Annotated in this window: 20 protein-coding genes and 1 pseudogene; 8 read left to right on the top strand and 13 right to left on the bottom strand. The window is 22.8% G+C overall.

The features are described 5' to 3' along the window. Nucleotides 1–4 precede the first annotated feature (4 nt). Nucleotides 5–679: a glycosyltransferase gene (locus AMN73_RS03050; protein ID WP_075534810.1), complete on the bottom strand. Its 675-nt coding sequence runs from the start codon at nucleotides 677–679 to the stop codon at nucleotides 5–7. Between the two features lie 58 nt (nucleotides 680–737). On the opposite strand from AMN73_RS03050, the gene AMN73_RS03045 reads away from it, so the two are divergent. After that, nucleotides 738–1,481 carry a glycosyltransferase family 2 protein gene (locus tag AMN73_RS03045; protein WP_075534809.1) on the top strand — a complete coding sequence of 248 codons (744 nt, stop codon included), beginning with the start codon at nucleotides 738–740 and terminating at the stop codon, nucleotides 1,479–1,481. On the opposite strand, the gene AMN73_RS03040 is transcribed toward AMN73_RS03045, so the two are convergent. Genes AMN73_RS03040 through AMN73_RS03030 form a run of 3 tightly spaced genes read right to left on the bottom strand, consistent with a single transcriptional unit; the run spans nucleotide 1,482 to nucleotide 5,344 of the window. Further along, nucleotides 1,482–3,149 (bottom strand): hypothetical protein, encoded by a 1,668-nt coding sequence (locus AMN73_RS03040; protein ID WP_075534808.1) that lies wholly within the window; start codon nucleotides 3,147–3,149, stop codon nucleotides 1,482–1,484. 8 nt (nucleotides 3,150–3,157) lie between these two features. Next, nucleotides 3,158–4,186 carry an MraY family glycosyltransferase gene (locus AMN73_RS03035; protein WP_075534807.1) on the bottom strand — a complete coding sequence of 343 codons (1,029 nt, stop codon included), beginning with the start codon at nucleotides 4,184–4,186 and terminating at the stop codon, nucleotides 3,158–3,160. A gap of 6 nt (nucleotides 4,187–4,192) precedes the next feature. Continuing rightward, the gene (locus AMN73_RS03030; protein ID WP_075534806.1) at nucleotides 4,193–5,344 is read right to left on the bottom strand and encodes a glycosyltransferase; all 1,152 of its coding nucleotides are present in this window, start codon (nucleotides 5,342–5,344) and stop codon (nucleotides 4,193–4,195) included. A 39-nt stretch (nucleotides 5,345–5,383) separates the two neighbouring features. Here AMN73_RS03030 and AMN73_RS03025 point away from each other — a divergent pair, with 39 nt between their 5' ends. Then, nucleotides 5,384–6,151, top strand: a complete 768-nt coding sequence (locus AMN73_RS03025; RefSeq protein WP_075534805.1) for a glycosyltransferase family 2 protein — start codon at nucleotides 5,384–5,386, stop codon at nucleotides 6,149–6,151. Here the strand turns inward: AMN73_RS03025 and AMN73_RS03020 are convergent. Continuing rightward, nucleotides 6,138–6,619: pseudogene (locus AMN73_RS03020) on the bottom strand (dTDP-4-dehydrorhamnose 3,5-epimerase family protein). The gene AMN73_RS03025 and the pseudogene AMN73_RS03020 sit on opposite strands and share 14 nt — an antisense overlap. 44 nt (nucleotides 6,620–6,663) lie before the next feature. After that, nucleotides 6,664–7,758: a DegT/DnrJ/EryC1/StrS family aminotransferase gene (locus tag AMN73_RS03015; RefSeq protein WP_075534804.1), complete on the bottom strand. Its 1,095-nt coding sequence runs from the start codon at nucleotides 7,756–7,758 to the stop codon at nucleotides 6,664–6,666. Between the two features lie 186 nt (nucleotides 7,759–7,944). Here AMN73_RS03015 and AMN73_RS03010 point away from each other — a divergent pair, with 186 nt between their 5' ends. Genes AMN73_RS03010 through AMN73_RS02995 form a run of 4 tightly spaced genes read left to right on the top strand, consistent with a single transcriptional unit; the run spans nucleotide 7,945 to nucleotide 11,056 of the window. Beyond that, nucleotides 7,945–8,340 carry a sugar 3,4-ketoisomerase gene (locus tag AMN73_RS03010; RefSeq protein WP_075534803.1) on the top strand — a complete coding sequence of 132 codons (396 nt, stop codon included), beginning with the start codon at nucleotides 7,945–7,947 and terminating at the stop codon, nucleotides 8,338–8,340. Then, nucleotides 8,337–9,524: a class I SAM-dependent methyltransferase gene (locus AMN73_RS03005; RefSeq protein WP_075534802.1), complete on the top strand. Its 1,188-nt coding sequence runs from the start codon at nucleotides 8,337–8,339 to the stop codon at nucleotides 9,522–9,524. Before AMN73_RS03010 ends, AMN73_RS03005 begins: the two co-directional genes overlap by 4 nt. Beyond that, complete coding sequence (locus tag AMN73_RS03000; RefSeq protein ID WP_075534801.1) at nucleotides 9,521–10,255, top strand: sugar nucleotide-binding protein; 735 nt, start codon at nucleotides 9,521–9,523, stop codon at nucleotides 10,253–10,255. The genes AMN73_RS03005 and AMN73_RS03000 overlap by 4 nt, the downstream gene beginning before the upstream one ends. A gap of 6 nt (nucleotides 10,256–10,261) precedes the next feature. Further along, nucleotides 10,262–11,056, top strand: coding sequence for a glycosyltransferase family 2 protein (locus AMN73_RS02995; protein ID WP_075534800.1), 795 nt, complete (start codon nucleotides 10,262–10,264; stop codon nucleotides 11,054–11,056). Here AMN73_RS02995 and AMN73_RS02990 read toward each other — a convergent pair. Next, entirely contained in the window at nucleotides 11,027–11,965 is a 939-nt protein-coding gene (locus AMN73_RS02990) for an NAD-dependent epimerase/dehydratase (protein WP_075534799.1), read from the bottom strand. The genes AMN73_RS02995 and AMN73_RS02990 overlap by 30 nt on opposite strands. 136 nt (nucleotides 11,966–12,101) lie before the next feature. Between AMN73_RS02990 and AMN73_RS02985 the strand changes: the two genes are divergently transcribed. Continuing rightward, on the top strand, nucleotides 12,102–12,875 hold the full coding sequence (locus tag AMN73_RS02985) for a class I SAM-dependent methyltransferase (RefSeq protein ID WP_075534798.1): 774 nt from the start codon (nucleotides 12,102–12,104) through the stop codon (nucleotides 12,873–12,875). Nucleotides 12,876–12,878: 3 nt separating this feature from the next. On the opposite strand, the gene AMN73_RS02980 is transcribed toward AMN73_RS02985, so the two are convergent. Beyond that, complete coding sequence (locus AMN73_RS02980) at nucleotides 12,879–15,245, bottom strand: hypothetical protein (RefSeq protein ID WP_075534797.1); 2,367 nt, start codon at nucleotides 15,243–15,245, stop codon at nucleotides 12,879–12,881. Then, complete coding sequence (locus AMN73_RS02975) at nucleotides 15,205–15,843, bottom strand: DUF4956 domain-containing protein (RefSeq protein WP_075534796.1); 639 nt, start codon at nucleotides 15,841–15,843, stop codon at nucleotides 15,205–15,207. Before AMN73_RS02975 ends, AMN73_RS02980 begins: the two co-directional genes overlap by 41 nt. 56 nt (nucleotides 15,844–15,899) lie before the next feature. Between AMN73_RS02975 and AMN73_RS02970 the strand changes: the two genes are divergently transcribed. Next, complete coding sequence (locus AMN73_RS02970) at nucleotides 15,900–16,505, top strand: VTC domain-containing protein (RefSeq protein WP_075534795.1); 606 nt, start codon at nucleotides 15,900–15,902, stop codon at nucleotides 16,503–16,505. Here AMN73_RS02970 and AMN73_RS02965 read toward each other — a convergent pair whose 3' ends face one another. The 4 genes from AMN73_RS02965 to AMN73_RS02950 all read right to left on the bottom strand — a co-directional run bounded on the left by AMN73_RS02965 (nucleotide 16,506) and on the right by AMN73_RS02950 (nucleotide 20,469). Further along, the gene (locus AMN73_RS02965) at nucleotides 16,506–17,669 is read right to left on the bottom strand and encodes a glycosyltransferase (protein WP_075534794.1); all 1,164 of its coding nucleotides are present in this window, start codon (nucleotides 17,667–17,669) and stop codon (nucleotides 16,506–16,508) included. After that, complete coding sequence (locus AMN73_RS02960; protein ID WP_075534793.1) at nucleotides 17,662–18,579, bottom strand: NAD-dependent epimerase/dehydratase family protein; 918 nt, start codon at nucleotides 18,577–18,579, stop codon at nucleotides 17,662–17,664. Before AMN73_RS02960 ends, AMN73_RS02965 begins: the two co-directional genes overlap by 8 nt. After that, nucleotides 18,579–19,511, bottom strand: a complete 933-nt coding sequence (locus AMN73_RS02955) for a hypothetical protein (RefSeq protein WP_102133239.1) — start codon at nucleotides 19,509–19,511, stop codon at nucleotides 18,579–18,581. The genes AMN73_RS02960 and AMN73_RS02955 overlap by 1 nt, the downstream gene beginning before the upstream one ends. Nucleotides 19,512–19,575: 64 nt before the next feature. Beyond that, a complete protein-coding gene (locus AMN73_RS02950) occupies nucleotides 19,576–20,469 on the bottom strand; it encodes a hypothetical protein (RefSeq protein WP_075534791.1) in 894 nt (297 codons plus the stop codon). Nucleotides 20,470–20,474: the final 5 nt, after the last annotated feature.

The following is a 20,474-nucleotide window of genomic DNA, read 5'->3' as shown; positions in this document are numbered from 1 at the left end:
ATATTTATTTCTTTAATTTCAAAAAATATTTAACAATTTCAGAAAGGATAAGCAATCCATCTTTTAATGCATTAACTTTCTTTTTTCCGCCTATTCTCTCTCTTTCAAAGCTAGGTACACAAATATAATTCATTTTTCTAAATTTAGCCTTAATTGGAATTTCAACACAAATTCTAAAGTCAAAATTATTTAAATCTAAATTTTTGAAAGAAGAAGTTTTTCCTAGAATATAAGTAAATAAAATATCTGTTATTTTTAAATTAAATAAAATATTACCTGATAAAGTAAATACGAAATTACCAATTGATGTAACTACATCATCGTCTTCGCTTCCTCCCCCTGGTTTTTGATATCTTGAACCAAAAACAAAATCCAAATTTGTACATTGTTTTTTCATATCTTCTAGATATTTAGGGTCCATAGAACCATCTGCATTAATTATGCAACAATAATCTGTTTTAACAGAATTAATACCTTCAATTAAGGCACTACCATATCCATTATTATTTTGTTCGTAGATTTCTATATTTTTAATATTTTCTATTGATTTTTTTGTTTCTAAGTCTTCTTTCTGAAGCACTATTAGTTTTTTGCATTCATATTTCTCTATTTCTTTCAAGAAAATCGGAAGAGACTCAGCCTCTTTTTTTGCTGGAATTATCAAAGTTAAATCTTTCATTATCTTATTTAATATATTTATGATGTATAATAGTATTTCATTATTAACTTATTAAATAATGCCATTTGTTAGTATCATATTACCTTACTATAGAAAAATAAATTATGTTAAAAAAACTATTAATTCTATTTTAAGCCAATCATTCAAAGACTTTGAAGTTATTTTGATTTATGATGATGAAAATTTAAACGATTTATTTGAGATAGAAAGTGATTTTAAAAAAAATCCTAAAATTAAAATTATTAAAAATTCGAAGAATTTAGGTGCTGGTATTTCAAGAAATATAGGCATCAAACATGCTAAGGGTAAAATTATTGCTTTTGTGGACTCTGATGATTTTTGGCTACCTGAGAAACTGGAAAGACAAACTAAATTTATGCAAGAAAATAATTATGATTTTACGTTTTGCAATTATGACAAGGTAGTTTCTAAGGAGAAAACAATCAATGTAAAAAGTCCTAAATCTGTTTTAGATTACAAAGATTTGCTAGGTTCAAATGAAATTGGATTATCAACGGTTCAATTAAACAAAAAAATAATTATGGAGGAACTATTTCCACCTCTTAAAACTAAAGAGGACTATGTTGCATGGCTTAAAATTACAAAAAATAATATAAATGCTTATAATTTTCCACAAAGCTTAGTTGTATGGAATAAGACAAAAAACTCATTATCGTCAAACTTTTATCAAAAATTATCCGATGGTTTTGCGGTTTTTATGGAATATGAAAAATTTAATCTTATTAAATCTTTATATTATCTTATATTACTTGGTATTAATTCGATAAAGAGAAAAATTTAATTAATTTTTAGAATTATAGTAAAAATTATAATTTAAAATTTTTTTACACTTAATTTTCCCTAAAGAGTTATTTTCATCGCATTTACTTAGATCTTTAAAAAGGTTTTTCTTTGCATTTTGCATAGTATAATAATCTTTATCAATCGAATAATTTGGATTTTTAAGAAAATTATAATTGTAAATATTATATTCATTAATTAGTCTATTTACGTTTCGAAAAGAAAATACTATAAAAATAATCAATAGTATTAGTTTAATTTGTAAAAGTTTTTTTTTAAAAGTAAATTTTTGATTTTTAAATAAAATTGCAAATGGAAAAGTCATAATCAGAAAGACCAAAACAAATCCTCCATATCTTAATGCTGGGTGATTCCAAAACCATTCTATTAATAATAATATTAGTATGAAATAAATAATAAAATATTTTTTAAAGTTTTTTAAATTTTTATTTTTTGGAAAAAAACATAAGTATAAAATAAAGATTGAAAATATTACTCCCAAAAAAAAATCAGAAAATTTATTAAAAAAATATTTATCTACCCAGTTAGAAACCCAATTAAAATTTCTAAGATATTCCTCAAAATTATCAACTCTATAATTTGGAGTTGCACCTGCTTTTGACCATATTTCATACCATTGCATTACTCCTACTACTTGATCTTTTCCATATCCCCAAAAAAAACTTTCAAAACATGTAAGGGATATTGGATACAATAGGCACCCTGATGCAGCTATATTACTTAAAATCATTAAAGATATTATTAGTAAACTGAAATACGCGACGGGAAAAACTGAAAAAATTTTAAAAGTTTCTGTTATTTTAAAAAACTTGAAATAAATGATAAAAAATAAAACAGAGTATAATATATAAAATGATTTAATTGATATTATTAAGCTAAAAATAATTATTAATAATTCAAAAATTTTTTTTTCGATTTTATTTTCATTAATCAAATTTATTACTAAGATAAAGGCCAAAAAAAATAATATTTGAGCTGATCTGTCGGTTCCGTGTTCAGCTAATCTATAAAAGAAAATATTAATTAGAATTAATAAAAATATGCTTAAAAAGAAGCTTATATCAAGTGGTTTAGAAGAATTCTTTTTGAATATATTTTCAAGTAAGATTGTATTTACGAATATTACAATACTCAATTGCCCAATTTGATAATAATAATCACCCGTAAATAAAGTTTTAAATAAAGAATGAAAATAAAATAATGAGGATACATGATTAAAAGCTATATCAAAATGCGATAGACCAAATTCAATCTTATTTTCTGTAATATTATTTATTAAACTGAGATGATAGTATGAAAAATCGTCATGACTTTTAAAATAAAAAATTGCAAAAAAAGATATTAAGTATGAAAAAATAAAGTACTTGGAAATAAATTGCTTTTTAACTTTATTTTGAAGAAGAAAAAAAATAATTATTCCAATGAAGATGAAAAAAAGATTATGTAAATTATTATGTGGAAAGAATAAATTTGTTAAATAGGATATAATTATCGAGAGAAAAATTCCAAAAAGACCCACATACCCTATAGAAATATTTTCATATTGAAAATTATTAAAACTCGTGAATTTTTTTGAAAAAATTAGTCCATATCCAATTATTGATACAGTCAGAAGTGTATAAATAATTATAAATTTTAAAAACTCCATGCACAAATTTATTGATTATCCATTTGATATTTTTTTTTTAGAAAAATATATAATAAAACGTATATAAATATATTTGTCATAATCATTAAAATTAATACTTTTGAATTATAAATAAAATGCATAGCAAATATAAAGATAAATAAGTTATAAGAATTTATTAATAGAGAAGTTATAAAGTGAATTATTGAGTTTTTATAACTGAATTTATTTTTTTTAATAAAATAATATACAAGTTGATGTAAATGGCTCGTGTCAGGCTTATATGTTTCTGATTTATCTATAAATCTCCTAATCATTGAAAATAGAAGCTCAAAACATGGGTACCATAATAGAACAATGATTAAAAAAGGAGATATGTATTCATTGTTATATGAGAAATTAATGAGATAGATGCCTGTGAACAAAGATAATAAATATGCCCCCGAGTCACCCATATATATAAATCCACATAAATTTAATAACAATATTAAAGATAAAACTATAATGAAATTTAATAAAAAGTCTGTATTTGTATTTATATTATAGTCAAAATTAAAAAATATAACTAAATAGATTAATAAAAAATATTTTATTAAAAGTCCATTCAAACCATCTATAAAATTTCCACCATTTATTAATACCATCAAGCAGAAAGAAACAAAAATAACATTTGCAAGATTGTTAGACAAAATTAAATCTAAAAATTCAATCCTGGTACTTGTTATTTCTAAACCAATAATTTTTGCAAAAAATATGACTAATGCTATTTGTAAAATAAATCTTAAACTTACACTATTCAATCTTTTTACATCTGACATTAAACCAATAAAAAAAATACAAAAAAGAAATAATAATAATGAAAAATTTTGATCTATAAATAAGTATTCATATATAAAAAAACTAATTAAAAGAATTCCACCTATAGAATTAATTTTGAATTTGGAAGAAAATCTTTTGTGTTTTTCAAGTTTAAAATCAACTAACAGATTATTTTTTCTACAAAAGTAAACTAAAAATAAAGAAACAACTATAAATAAAGTTAAAAAATCTTTATACATATTTTCTTAATTTAATTTTAATAATAAAACTAATCTTTTATAGTGTTTAAATATTGTGTAATTTCTACTTTTTTTTTTACAAGAAAGAATTTGTAAAAATTTCTTATTTTCATCATCGTTTAAGAAACAATTAATTTTATTAATAAGTGATACAACATCGTTATTTCTAAATAAGTAATTTCCGCTATCAGAAGATAAAAATTCCTCTGGTCCGTTAGGACAATTTGACGAAATGACATTTTTGTTACAGTAAGATGCCTCAATCATTACTGCGCCCGGATCTTCCCACAAAGAGCTTGATATAATTGCAATTGATTTTTTTATTAAAGGATAGACATTTTCAGTATAACCTACCAGAAAAACTTTGGTGCCCAAGTTTTTAGACTTTATATAACTTTCAAGTTTACTTCTTTCTTCTCCCTCTCCGACTATTACTAAATTTAAGTCTTTATTTGAATTTGATATTTTCGAAAAAGCTTTTAATAATAACAATTGATTTTTTTGCTTCGTTAATCTTCCTATATTTAAAAAATATTTTTTATCTGAAAAATTATATTTATTTGTTTTCATCAAATTTTTATTAATTTTATCAACATCAATAATAGGATCATAAAGTGTTTTTAAAATTTTTTCAGGAAAAATTCCCATTTTTAATAAATCTTGCTTAGTTTTATATGAAGGGCACGTCACCATATAAATTTTTTTTGATATTATTTTCCAAAATAATTTTCTTAAAATTGTGAGTTTTGGTAAACCAGATATTCTAAGAATAAACCTAGTTTCAAAATTTGAAAAAATCATTAAAGTAAAAGGTAAAAAAGATAGTAAGTGTATTATAAAATATTCAGGTTTTTCATATTTAATAATTTTTCTTAATGAAAAAAATTTAAAAAAAAATATTAAAAAAAAAATTATTCTTGATTTTAAAAAACCCTCAATCGGAAAAAATTTATCTAATTTAAAACCTGGCATTTTTATTAGATTAATTTTTAATGCCTGAATTTCTTTTTCATACTTTGACCATTCTCCAATAACGTCTAATATTGAAATATTAAGAGACTTTTTATTGTATTTTTTCATTGACATTGCTGAGTTTAGGACATTTTTAATTGTTGCAACATTTGAGAGATAGGGAGACCAGAAAAATATTTTTTTCATAATTTTTACTTATTATGTATATATTCAAATCTTAAAAGAATGCAAAAATTTAAAAATAACTTAATTACAATTATAACAGTTGTAAAAAATGCTGAACAAACTATCGAAAGATCCATTCAAAGCGTTTTAAACCAAAATTATGACTATATTGAGTATATAATTATAGACGGTGGATCTACTGATAAAACAATAGAGATATTGAAAAAATACGAAAAAAAAATTGATAAAATTATTATAGAGCAAGATAATGGAATTTGGGATGCAATGAATAAAGGAATTAAAAAAGCAAAAGGTGAAATTGTAGGATTTCTTAATGCTGATGATTTTTATAATCCAGATGCTGTTAAAATTGTAAACAATTATTTTAATAACCATAAAATTGATTTTCTATTTGGCACTGTAATGAAATATAAACTTATGCATGGTTTCAATCCTTGGAAAATCAAATTGAGCTTTGGTTTTTATACATCTCATTCAGTTGGTTTTTTTATTAAACTCAAAAAACATATGGAGGTTGGCTTATATAACCCTAAGTATCTAAGCGCAGACTTAGACTTTTTTTATAAAATGATAGTTAATTTTAATTTAAAAGGCATCTCCACAAAAAAAAATGAGGTATTAGGAACATTCTCAAAAGGTGGGTACTCAAGTAAAATAAACTATATTGATCATCTAAAAGATTTGAATTCTATAAGAATTGATAATAATCAAAATAAAATTTTGGTAAAATTATTATACTTTATTAAAATAATTAAAAAGCCGATAAAATTCCTAAAAGCTAAGACTAATAAATCTACAAAGATTTAAATTTTTTCTTGAATTCTATAAAACTAATATGATTACTATCTCTTTGAGATAAAACTGGTTTTTTGGTCTTCCAAGGAATATTTAAACTTTTATCGTTGTACTGAATCCCAGACTCATTTTTAACGTCCCGATATTTTTCAAGATGATATAATACTGTACATTTTTTGATAAGCACTCATATCCATGAGCGTAAAATTCAGGAATAAATAAAATTTCACCTTCTTTCAGAACAAACTTGGAAACTTTGCCAAAACTCGATGAATCTCTTTTTAAATTTACAACAATATCTAATATTTTTCCCTCGCATACATATATTAATTTTGTTTGTTTGTTTCTTAATTGAAAATGTAGTCCTCGAATTACATTTTTCTTAGATTTTGCTAAAGCAGTAAACTTTATATCTAAATTAAAACTTTTTTTTAAGAAAATTTCTTGAAAAAATCCTCTGGTATCAAAAAATTTTTTCATTTTTATTTTTTTTGGTTTATTTATTTTTTTTAAATTTATTCTTGTCATTTTTTTTTATTAAAAAAATCAATAATTTTATTTGATACATATTCAATTTCTTTTGCAGTATGCTCTTCGGATATTGGTAAGCTCAAAATTTGATCTCCAAGTCTTTTACAATTATTTAATTTAGCATTTGGAAAAAATTTTAGCTCATTAAGCATATAGGGATAATGAATCATTGTATCAATTTTTTTGTTTAACAAATAACTTCTTAATTTATTTCTTTTTTTTGTTTTAATTACGAATTGATGAAAACTATAAGTATTATTTTTTTTAGTTTCGAAAACTTTTATACCATTAATCTTTTTAAGTTTTTTAAAATAAATCTTAGATAGCTTATTTCTTAAAGATATTACTTTGTTATAGCTTTTAAGTTTAATGTTTAAAACAGCTGATTGAATAGTATCTAATCTAGAGTTTCTTCCTGAGAATTGATGGTCATATTTTTTTAATGCCCCGTGATCTTTTGCTCTTTTGCAATAATTAAATATACTTTTAGAATTAGTGATTATTGCACCACCATCACCAAATCCACCAAGATTCTTTCCCGGAAAAAAACTAAAGGTTCCAACATCGCCAAAACTGCCAACGTGTTTTTTTTTAATTTTAGTTCCATGTGCTTGTGCACAATCCTCGATAATTTTAATTTTTTTATTCTTGATAATTTTTTTAATTTCAATCATATTTGCTGGATTTCCATACAAATGAACTGCGATAATTGCTTTTGTTTTTTTATTGATTTTTTTTTTAAGATCTTTGATGCAGATAGTATAATCCTCTAAATTAATATCACAAAAAACTAGCTTCATTCCATTGTTTACAACTGCCTCCGCTGTGGAAATCCATGTATTTGCCGGAACAATGATTTCAGAATTTTTTTTTAAATTAAGAGATTTAACAGCTATTTCTAAGGCATCTGTGCCATTTCCAACTGTTGTACAATACTTTGAACCAGTAAACTTTGAAAAATTTTTTTCAAAGTTTGCAACTTCTTCTCCTCCTACAAATTTAGAATTTTTTATTAAAGAATTAATCTTTACTAAAATTTCTTTCTTTTTTGGGACTAGTTTGTATAAGTTGGTAAATTTAACTCTCATAATAAAATCAATTGGTTTTTTTATACATATTTAAAATAAAAACAATTATCTATCCCATTTTTTCCGGGAAAAACATATTTATTAACTAAATTTCTTACAAAATGTCATAAACTGATCAAATTTAAAATATAATTTACCAGGGACATCAATTATATAAATATATAATTTATTTAAAATATAACAAAAATGAAATTGAAATTAAAAAAAAGTAAAACTTTTTCTGACAAAACTGGTGATTTAATACCATTCTACAAAAATGAGTCTCTTTTGAATTTTAACATAAAAAGATTTTTTTTTGTATATGGAAATAAAAGATATTTTAGAGCAGATCATGCCCATAAAAAATGTAATCAAGTTCTTATACCTATTAATGGTACAATCGAAGTCTACATAACAAATAAAAACAAAAAAGAAAGAAAATTTTTGTTAAGTTTAAGAAGTAATAATTATTTATTTGTTCCTAAAGATCATTGGATCAAATTAAAATTTATAAAAAAAAAAAGTATTCTTTTGACGTTATGTGATTACAAATATGATAAAAAAGAATATATTCAATCAAAAAAGAAATTTTTTAAAAAATGAAATGTAGAATAGATAAATCTAAATGTAAGATATTTTTACGTTTTGGTAAAATGCCTATTGCGAATGGTTTTTTAAAAAAAAATCAATTTAAAAAAGAATATTTTTTTGAGTTAAACGTTGGTTTTAATAAAAAATTAAGTCTTTTTCAGTTAGAAAAAAATCCAAGTCCAAAAAAAATGTTTAATGAAAATTATCCTTTTTATACCGCGAGTTCTAAATTTATGGTTAGTCACTTTGAAAAATTTTCTTTGTGGGTCAAAAAATATTTTTCAAATAACAAAAAATTTAAAATTTTAGAAATAGGTTCAAACGATGGAACCTTTTTAAAAAATTTTAAAAAAAACTATCATGTTGGAATAGAGCCATCTAAAAGTGTGCATAAAGATGCTATTAAAAATAATGTAAATAGTGAGAATAAGTTTTTTAACTACAAAACAATAAAAAAATATATAAAAAAAAAAATTAAATTTGATATAATTGTAGGTTCAAATGTTATTTGCCATATCCCTGATCAAAATGCTTTAATTAATAATATTTTAAAAATTTTGCGAAATAATGGTTTATTTGTTTTTGAGGAACCTTACCTTGGGTCAATGTATGAAAAGGTTTCATATGATCAAATTTATGATGAACATATTTATATGTTTTCAGCAACTTCCATTAAGAAAATTTATGAAAAGTATGGAATGAAACTAATTGATGCAATTCCCCAGAAAACACATGGTGGATCAATGAGATATATTGTAAAAAATAATATTAATTCAAAAATTTCTAAAAGATTGAAAAAAATTTTATTTAATGAAAAATTAAAAAATATAGATAATTTTAAAGGATGTATAAAATTTAAGAAAGAAGTTGAAAAATCGAAAAAAAGATTAAGAGAAAAGATATTATCTATAAAAAGTAAAAAACAAAAAATTTGTGGTTATGGAGCTACATCAAAAAGTACAACAATTCTAAATTATTGTAATATAAATTTTAAACATATAGATTGTATTTTTGATACAACACCATTTAAAATCGGAAGATATTCTCCTGGAACTCATATACCAATATTAAATCATAAATTATTTAAAAAAAAAAATTATAAAAATGTTTTTTTATTTGCCTGGAATCATAAACAGGAAATAATGAAAAAAGAAAAAAAATTAAAAAATATAAATTGGTTTAGTCATTTAAATTGAAAAAAAAAATTTTAGTTAACGGTAAAACAAGTAGATTTTGTAAATATCTTATTAAAGAGATGGATTCAAAAATTACTACTTTTGTAAATAAAAAAGACTTCAATATTCTTAATTATAAATTAGTAAATAAATATTTAAAAAATAATAAAATAACACATCTTATACATATTGCTGGATTATCAAGACCAATGTCGATTCATGATGAAGATATAGAAAAAAGTATAAACTTAAATATTATTGGAACTGCAAATATAGTTAAGGCATGCATAAAAAATAAAGTAAAACTCATATATTTTTCTACAAGTTATGTATATCCAGGTTCTAAAGGCAATTATTCTGAGTACGATGATTTGAATCCAATAAATAATTATGCATGGTCTAAATTGGGGGGCGAAGCTTCAGTAAAAATGTATAAAAATTCTCTTATATTAAGATTGTGTGTAACTGATTATCCCTTTGTTCATAAGAGTGCAATAAGCGGAGCTTTTTCAAGTTTTGTATATAACAAGTTAGTTGCTAAGGTAATTCCATATTTACTTGATGAAAAAGGTGTTTTAAATATTGGAGGAAAAAAACGTGAAATTTTTAAATTTGCAAAAAAATTCAGTGACAAAAAAATTAAAAAAATACCTTTATCAAAAGTAAAAAATTTTCCAAAAGATAGTTCAATCAATATAAAAAAATTTTTAAAAATTATAAAAAAAAATAAATTAAAAAAAATAATTCTTTGATTTTTCATGATTACAATAATATTAGTTATTTTTAGAACAGATCCTTTAAAATTAAATAAAATTATAAAAAAAATAAATGAGAATTATAAAATAATTATTGTAGATAATTCGAGTAATTATAATTTTTCAAAAATAAATATTTCTCATAAAACTTCCATAATAAGATCGGAAAATGTTGGAAACGGTGCTGCTATAAACAAGGCTTTAAAAAAATGTGAAACAAGATTTGCAATGTATATGGATATTGATATTGATATAGACAATAATTTTTTAGTAAGATTTATTGATACTTTAAAAAAAATTCAAGAATTTGGTATTCTAGTTCCTAACCATGGAAATTTTAAAATTACAGATTCTGTGTTTGAGTTTTATAAAGGTGAAGCATCTGTAATGCTTTATGATATAGAAAATTTGAAAAAAATTAATTTTTTTGATGAAAATTTTTTTTTATATTACGAAGAAATGGATTTACTCCACAGATGTAAAATTAATAATATTAAATGTTATTTAATTCCATATTTAATAATTAAACATCATCGTGCATCGTCAATTGAAAATGAAGGTAATGATCTTAAATGCTTAAGGATTTGGCATTATATGTGGTCAATGTTTTATTTTTATAAAAAAAATTTTGGTTATATTTCAGCATTAAAAAAAACTAGTAAATTTTTAATAAAAGATTTAATTGTTTTACTAATTTCAATATTCTTTTTTGATTTTAAAAAGATGAAATTAAGATTTTTTAGATTATACGGATTAATTTCTTCTATTTTAGGTCTTAAGTCTTTTTTGAGACCTTAATAGTTTTAATGTTGCCACTATATCTTTATTAATATTATTTTTCAATTTAAGTCCCTCTTTCTCAAGTTTTTTAGTACTTACCTTATAAGATAATTGGTTCATAATTTTTGATTTAACAAATTTTACTTTTATATTTTTTTTATTTTTTTTAATTTTATTTAGTATTTGTTTAACTGTATAGTTGCCAGATAAGGCGTTATAAATATCGTTTTTGAAAAAATCATTTTCTATAGAAAATTTAAAAACTTTAAATGCATCTTTTAAGGATAAATAAGGTCGATACTGATGTATTGCAGTTTTATAAACATTAATATCTTCACCTATTGCTGCATTAAAACAAAATTTATTAACTGCAGTATGAAAACTCATACCAACAGAAACACCTGATATAGTGCCAAAGCGAAAAGTGTTATATTTTAAAAATCTACCCTCTTTTTTAATTAATTTTTCTTCTTTTAACTTTATATCTGCATAAGGTGATTGTGGTTTTAAATATTTTTTCTCACACGTTTCATCTACAATCTTAGCTTTCTTTCCATAAACACTTGTGGAGGATATATGTATCAACTTTGAATTATTTTTTTTACAAAAAGATATAACTGTTTTTAAACAATTAATATTATTTCTATACATCTCATTTTTTTTTGAAAAACTTTTCTCTGCGTTAGTCATAGAGGCACAATGAATTACGTAATCAATATTTTTTAAGTCATTAAGACTATTTTTTTTACTTATGTCTCTAATTAGAAATTTTTTTTTGGTTTTTTTATTTAAATTAAATAATGAGTGAAATCGATTTGATTTTAAATTATCAACTATAATTACCTTTTTTATTTTTTTAATTTTATGTATATTTTGTGATGTATAGGAACCTATATGCCCACAACATCCGGTTATCAATAAATTCATTTTTAATCTGTAAATAACTTTAATTTTAATAATTTATATGCTTTTTAGAATAAATATTAGCTTATTACAATTTACTTTCTTAAAATTATAATATTTATATAAACAGCTTTACATATATAAAATTTTTAAAATAAAAATGTTTATTAATACTCTCCGAAGACTTGTTACTTATTTAAGAAGATTTTTTAAAATTTTTTTATGTGGAATTATTGATTTAAAACTTTTATACGCATCTCTCACAGTTTTAGTGCACTATGTTTATTTTATTTTGATTATTAATAGAAAAATTGAATCACAATATCGTAGAGAAAAAAAAGAATTTATAGAACTATGTGATATAAAGCTTAAATTTAATCAAAGAGATTTGTTCAGTAATAATGTTCCATCTTGGTTATATATTTTTGATAAATTCTCACTTTTTGATAAAAAACTTAAAGCTTTGGAGATTGGATCTTACGAGGGAAGAAGTAGTTTTTTTCTGTTAAAAAAATTAAAAAGAACAGAATTGACTTGTGTAGATACTTTTAAACCTTTTCACGAACTAAAGGGAGATTATCCAGAAAAATTTAATCAAATTTATGAAAATTTTAAGTATAATACCCAAGAATTTTCTGAAAGAGCTGTAGTTTTTAAACAAGACTCAAAAAACTTTTTTTTAAAAAATAGAGATAAGTTTGATTTAATTTATGTTGATGGTTCACATGAATATAAGGATGTATTGTATGATGCTCAAGAATCTTTTGCTAATTTGAACCAATATGGAATAATAATTTTCGATGATTTTTTATGGGAACATCAAAAAGTCACTTTATCACCAACTTTTGCTATACTTAAATTTTTAAAAAAAAACTTAAAGAAAATTAAAATTTTGTATTTAAATTATCAAATAATAATTCAGAAAATTGGATAATAATCAGTTTTTTATTTGGATTAATGAGTCGTGATCTACTTTTGTTAAATTTAAAAAATTTTTACATATTGATTTGTCAACAATTATTGATCCCCCACTAAACTCTTGTTTTTTATTATAAGAAGCATAACATTCTGTTACCTCATTTATATTCGAATTTAAAATATCTGTCTTTGATGAGTCTTTAGACGCTATCCCAGTATAACTATTACGTACTACTAAATTTTTTACATTCATATAAGATTTTTCACCAATAGAAATTGCCTTATCTCCACAATTCTCTAATTCTGCGAAATCAATTTTATATTTACCAAATGAAAAATCTGAACAATCATTACCAGAGTCGGTAATTTTAATTTTTTTAATATTTAACTTTGAAAAATCAGAATCTAAGGCGTCTGAAATAGAATTCTTTATTAAAATTTGATTTGCGGAACCTTCGGATCTTATAAAATTCACAGTATCTTCGCAATTAAAGTTTTCTGCTTCGATATTCAGGTCTTTTATCTCAGTATCAAGAATTGTGAGACAGCCGGTCAGGCCATTTACTTTACTCTTAAAAACTTCATTATTTATTGAAAAGTTTTTCATAGATATTTTTACACCCTCCAACTTCGATCTATATATTATTGCTCTTGCAGTATTTTTATTAAAACTAATATTTAAATTATTACTAGCTTCATCAAATTTAAATTCTAAACCATCTGAAAAAGCAAAATTTAAATTATTATTTAATTTTATATTATTGTATGATTTTCCAAATGATACTTTTTCACTTTCTATTTTACCGCTAATGTAGTCGTTTTTACTTAAAGCAATAAAGATTGAATATTTATTTTGATATTTTTGCTGATCTAACAATTTAATTAAGATTTTACTATCAATAGTCTCTTTTTTGCAATTTTCTAATTTATAATTACAAATTTCAATATCATATAAATTGTTATTATTTTCTTTTATTTTATTTAAAAATACTAAAAATTTATCATCATCTAACGATTTCATATTTTTAGAGTATTTTGTAAAAATTTGACCTTCTGCTACTTCATTGAAAGGAGAAATTTTTGCATTTTTAATTAAATCTAATCTTTTTAAAATGAAACTTAAAAGAGTATCTAATTCTTTATTATTTATCTTTTTGACTCCATAGCTTTTTAAATCATCAATAAAATTTTTTTTATTTAAATTGTTTATTTTATCAATTGCATATTTAGCACCCTGTACAGCTGAATAAGTCACAAAATTATAACGTCCCTCTGGAATTACATCATCTTCATTGAAAAGAAGTTGTATTGTACTTAATCCTCTTCCTAATTGAATTTCATATTTTTCATTTTTAATATTGTAGCCAATTTTAGAGAGTATTCTTGACATTCCATCATAATAAATTGGTTCTAATCTCTTGTAGACAGGGTCGAAGTAATATCTTCTATTATCAAATGCTAATCCATGTCTTGCGTCAAGAGCAAACATTAATGCTTCAAAAATTGAATTAATTTTAAATTCTTCCTCTGTAGAATAACTTTCATGAGACCTTAAAATTACATCGTTTCTAAAATTTATAGAATAATTAAATGAGTGTAATAAATTTTTATTCAGCTTTTGTATTGCTTTGATAGTATTATAAAGGTTTGAGTCATCAGACTTTATCCATTTTTTATTAGTAACTCTTGCCATTTGTAATAAATCCTGGCTAAACCAAAAATCTTCTTTTTTCTCAATAATAGGACCTTCAACTCTTTTATTTTTTTCTAAAAATTCTTTTTTAAGATTTTCTTGAAAAATATATCTAAATATTTTTCCGTGAATCTTGATGTTTATGTAAAAACTTTCAGGTGATAAAATTCCTAAATGAGAAAGTAATGTGGAAACGAAAATTTCATTATCAGAATTTCTAGACTTAGGTCGAAGTAGTAAGAATTTTGTTCCATTTTTTATATTGCCTTCACTTAAATTGACTCTTAAACTTGAAACTGGCACACCACTTATTAAATCAATATGATCTGACATATTTCCATGTGCTCTAATTTTGGCACTTAAAATACATTTTTTGCCGTCTAGATAGTTAACAACTAATCTAGATTTATATCTTCTTTTTTTTCCGAAATTTTTATATTCCTCAATAGCCTTAGCTTTATCACCTTTATTTTCTGCATTTTTACCACGCGAATATTTAATTAATTTCCTGCCAACTTCTGTTAAATATTTTCTTTCATTATCTATAACTATTTCCAGATATTTAATTTTATCAATCATATTGTGTGAATTATTTTTACATTCATCGATCGCATATGAACCTTGACAAAATGTTAAATAAAAAATTAGAATTTTAATTAGAATATTGAATTTCAATATTTTTAATATTTTCATTTTTTTTTAAAGCTTCCTCTATCTTTTTTAATTTTTCCCTATCACTTATACCAAGCCTATAAATATTTTTGTTATTTGAGCTAGTAAAAAATAATAAGTTAGGATCATCTTTTAATTCATTGACTGGACTGTCTGACTCAACTTCAAGAATATTATAATTCATACTGTCATTAGAATTAAATGAATACTCAAAAAATTTGAAAAATTTTATTTTTTTTGTAAATTTTTCTAATAAAAAAGAAAATATTAATATCAAAATTACTGTGACTGAAAATATTATACTCCAAAAATGACTGACGCCCATTGATATACCAACAGTTATTAAAACAAAAAATATTACGAGTTCTAAGGGACTTTTGACTGGGTTACGAAATCTTACAATTGATAATGCACCAATCATTCCTAGTGACAACGCTAAATTGTCAGAAATTACTTTAGTTACAACATAAGTTGTAGCAGGTAAAAGTAAGAATGTATTAAAGTAAGTAATCGTATTTACCCAATACTGCTTTACAAAAAGTAATGTTAGATAGATTAACAGACCTACGATTACTGTTCCAGAAAACTCCAAGAAAGATTGGGATAATAATATATTCATTTAATTAATCTATATTAAAAAGTGTGATACTTAAAGTAAAATAAATTTTTATAAATATGAGTTTTAGAATTGAAAATAAATATGAAATTTCTATCAAGAGAATAAATAATTTTTTTGAATTTCTTAAAAATAAAAATGCAAAACAAATGTATGATAAGAGAAAAATCTCTTCTATATATTTTGACAATAAGTTCAAAGATTCATTTCATAATTCAGAAGAGGGGGTCGTACCTAGAAAAAAAATTAGACTTAGATATTATGGTTCAGAAAATTTTAATACTTTGAAAGAATTGCAATTAGAAGAAAAAATAAATTCATATGAAGGAAAGTATAAAACATCAAGAAAAGTGAAAAATTTTAAAAATTTTTTAAAAAATGGAATACATGATGACTTTTATGGAAACTGTAAACCTATTGTATTAGTAAATTATACAAGAGAATATTTTAGTATAAATAAATTTAGAATAACATTTGATAAAGATATAAAATATAAAATCTTTGGAAGTAAAGCTTTCTTTAAAGATGTGGAACAATGTATAGTTGAGGTAAAAGTTAAAAATATTTACTTAGAGAATGAAATTAATAACCTTTTTCCATTTAAAAAAATAAGATACTCTAAATATTCAAATTCTATTAAATTGTTAAAATTGGATAGAAGATAGTTATCTCACTTTTAAAATAAGATTAATATAATCCTTGATATAATTATCGTTTTTTTTTCTTATACGACTTAATTTATATATTGGTTTTTTTTTTTTATTTTGAATTGAATTTATACTCTGAAAAATATTTGACAGCTTATTGCTATCATGTGAATTAAAAAAAAATGCATATTTTGGATTTTGTTCTCTATGAACATTGATGTTGGATAATACAATTTTTTTATTATACATTTTAGCTTGCTCAACAGTGCTACTCCAACCCTCGAAAAGAGATGGATTGATAACTGCTGTCGAATAAAAAATAAGAGACATAACATCAATAAAAGGAATTAAGCCTAAATAAATATAATTTTTCTCAATGTTATTGTTCTTCACATATTTAAATAGATTTTGAAAATTTTGTGGGTCCCTATAATCTTCTTTGGATCCAGATGAATATATAAAGACATCTTTTTTTCCATGTTTGATTGTTTTTACTAGTGCTTCTAAAACAACTTTATGGTTTTTGTGCACCCAATATTGATTGGGGAGATAAAAATAATTTTTCCTCAACTTATATTTTTTTTTCAAATATGAAAAGCTTCTCAAATTTTTTGAGTTAGGTACATCAAATGAAAATTTGTTAATTAATATTTTAGAGTTATGAATATTAGTAATCTTTTGCAAATCTTTAAATGCAGATTTGCTGCTTAATAAAATTTTATATACATGATTTTTATAAATTAAAATATTTAATTTTTTCAAAATTTTATATTTTAATGAAAAAAAATTTGGAAAGTGTAAATATTGAAAGTCTGGTATCCAAACAATACTTTTTATATCACTATTTTTTCCTGTCGCTATAGATGTATGTGATAGAAAATCTATATTATATCTTTTTAAAAATTTTTCTAAAAAAATTGTTTTATTGAAAAAAATTATAGACGCTTTGTCTAAAATTCTCACAAATAGGCTTCGATTAAAAAATTCAAAACTTTCAATAACTTCTACTTTTTTACTTATGTTTAATTTACTCAATTTTTTTTTTGAGTTTGTTAGTAAGATTATTTTAATTTTTGAACTCAAATTTTGGATGGACAAAATTGAATTTATCAAACTTACAATAACATTAATTCCTCCAAGCCATGTTCTGTTAAAATGTATTGTGAATGCTAATCTAACCATATTTGAACCATTTTATATACTCGTCTAAACCTTCATAAAAATTTATTTTTGGAGACCAATTAAACTTTTTAACTTTTTTAATATCTGGTATGAGTGACGTGGGATTCACTTCTTTACCAAAATAATTAAATTTTGGTTTTATTTTAACTTTAAATTTTTTACCAATATAGTAAATAACTTTAGATATTTTCATCCCTTTCCCAGTTCCAGCATTAAAAACTGAATATCCTTTAAAACCTTTATTAATTATGCATCTAATAAGATTAGAAAAATCACTTATATGTATAAAATCTCTTATTTCTCTACCACTGCCAAAGAAAAAAAACTTCCTTTTTTGAATTTTTGAGCAAACGTCGTAAATAATCTGCCTCTTTAAACCTGGTCCATATAAAGAACTTCCTCTTAAAATAAGTATATCAAATTTATTATCTTGATAAAATTTTCTACAAACCTTTTCTCCAATAACTTTATTTATAGAGTAATTTGAAACAGGATTTAAATTGGTTTCTTCTTTAATTTTTTTTAATTTTGAATTTCCGTAAACCGAGACTGTTGAAATAAAAATAATTTTAGGTTTTCTTTTTTTTTTTGAAAAAAATTCTAGCACTGTTAAAATACTAATTACATTTTTTTCGTAATCTTTATTAAAAGGTATAAATTTTACTAAACTTGCATTTGGTGATACTCCACCTGCACAATGTAGAATGTAATCAAAATTTATTTTTTCAAATTTTTTTAAATTTTTATAACTAATAGTTCCATTTATATTTTTAAAATATCCCCATTTTTTATAATTTTTATTTTTCCAATTACCCCTTCCAATTCCATAACAAATAAAACCTTCTCTACTTAATTTTTGAGATAAGTTTCTACCTAAAAAACCCTGGGAACCAGTTATAAGTATTTTCATTAAACTGTTGTTTTTAATAATTTTGATAATTTTGATATTTCATTAGTCTCTACATCTATAACTTCTAGATGCCCAATGGTTTTTAATCTTTCCTCAAAATTAGCAAAATTTTTTTTGCCATCTTTATCTCTACTTTCTCTAAATTTGCTTTGAAAAATGTTCTTTTTAATGTTGGTCTCCAACTTATTAAAAATATTTTCTTTTATAAAATATGCGTTATTGCCAGCACTATTGGTAGTTAGAAACTTATACCCTTTCTTGTCAGCAAGAAACTTAAGAGCCTCTATTGAAGCTCCCCAATATAGATTTGAATAATGTGCCTTAGATCTATCAAAATTTTTATCATAAGGTATGCTTATTTTATGATTTTGCCCAAAGGTACTATTGTATTCAATAATTACGATCATTGGATCTATTACACTTATCTCTTTCCAAATCCAGTAATCGTTTCCATCAATATCTATACTTAGAATTCCAATTTTTTTATTTTTCATGCTGGAGTTATAAATTAACTCATTAATATTTTCTTTTTTTACAAAACTTTGTTTTGCCTCTAAATCATATTTCCAAAAATAACTTTTCTTCTTTATAGTTTCAATGTTTTTGCCTGACGAATCTAAAATAAAACCAGACCAATTATTATTTAATAATAAAAATTTTGTATTTGCCTCTGAATAATCCTCCACTCCAAATTCAATAAAATTTTGATAATCATATCCAACTTCTAATTTATCAATCAAGAACTGTATAATTCCATCATCTCCAAATTGAGAAAAAATTTTGAATTCTACATCCTCTATCTTTTGCAAAGTTTTAAAATTATTTTTTTTTTTTAGAATTTTTCCTAACGCAATTTTTTCAACTTCGTCATTATTTCTAAAGTTAGTTAATTTCAAAATTTTAGATATTAAACTTTTGACTAATTTTTTCACTTTAAAATAAATTTAGTGTGGTTAACATAATAATAATCTAATATATATTTAATATCAATTTTTATCAAAAAATTCCCATTATCTTTTTTATTAAATTTTTAATTCTATTTCTCCTATAAAATTTTTTTATAAATTTGATAGCATCAATGTTTTCCTTAATATCTGATTTTTGTATAATTATTTTTTTTTCTTGAATATAAGAATGCTCATGTAATTTATCTGGTTTTTTATTATGTATTCCAGATCCATCAAATCCAATATTTTTAACGAATGATGACGATGGATAAAGTGAAAACATATCATTTAAAAACGTAGATGCTTTCCAAATTATAGTATGTGATTCATTTAAATTTTTATCTCTTTTTTCAAGCATACTTAAATAATCAAAAGAATTATTTAGATTAAATTTTTTTACTAAATTTCTTTTTTTAATTTCCTTGATCAAATAATCTGTATTTGGATTAAATTTATCCCAGGCTCTCTTCCAAGTTCCCCATCCCCAGGTATTTCCACCCTTTAAAAAAAATGTTTCTTTGAGATCATTTTTATTTGGATAAAACCATCCATTAATTGCGCAAACTTCTGGTTCATTTTGATATACGTTTAAACCATCATTAATAAAATTAAGAAAATACTTTGATGTTTTATTATCGTCCTCAACAACAATTATCTTATCATATTCATTGCAAACATCAGTGATACCGGTAACAAAGTTTTTATATAGTCCATAATTTTTTTCTCTGATTATAATTTTTTTCTCTTTAAATCCATTAAGATCATTTAAAATTTTTCTTACTTCATCAACTTTTTTTTCATCTTGATTAGTTTTTGGGCTATCAGAAAAAATTATTATTTTAGAATGTGATGCCAATTCATTATTTTTAAGCGCATCAAGAGAGACTTTTGTGTGCTCAGGGCGGTTATAAGTGAAATATGCAATGGGAGCTAATTTGTTCATTTTTG

The sequence above is a fragment of the Candidatus Pelagibacter communis genome (genome assembly GCF_001179965.1).
In the GTDB taxonomy this organism is placed as follows: domain Bacteria; phylum Pseudomonadota; class Alphaproteobacteria; order Pelagibacterales; family Pelagibacteraceae; genus Pelagibacter.
This window is presented reverse-complemented; position numbering and strand designations above follow the sequence as displayed.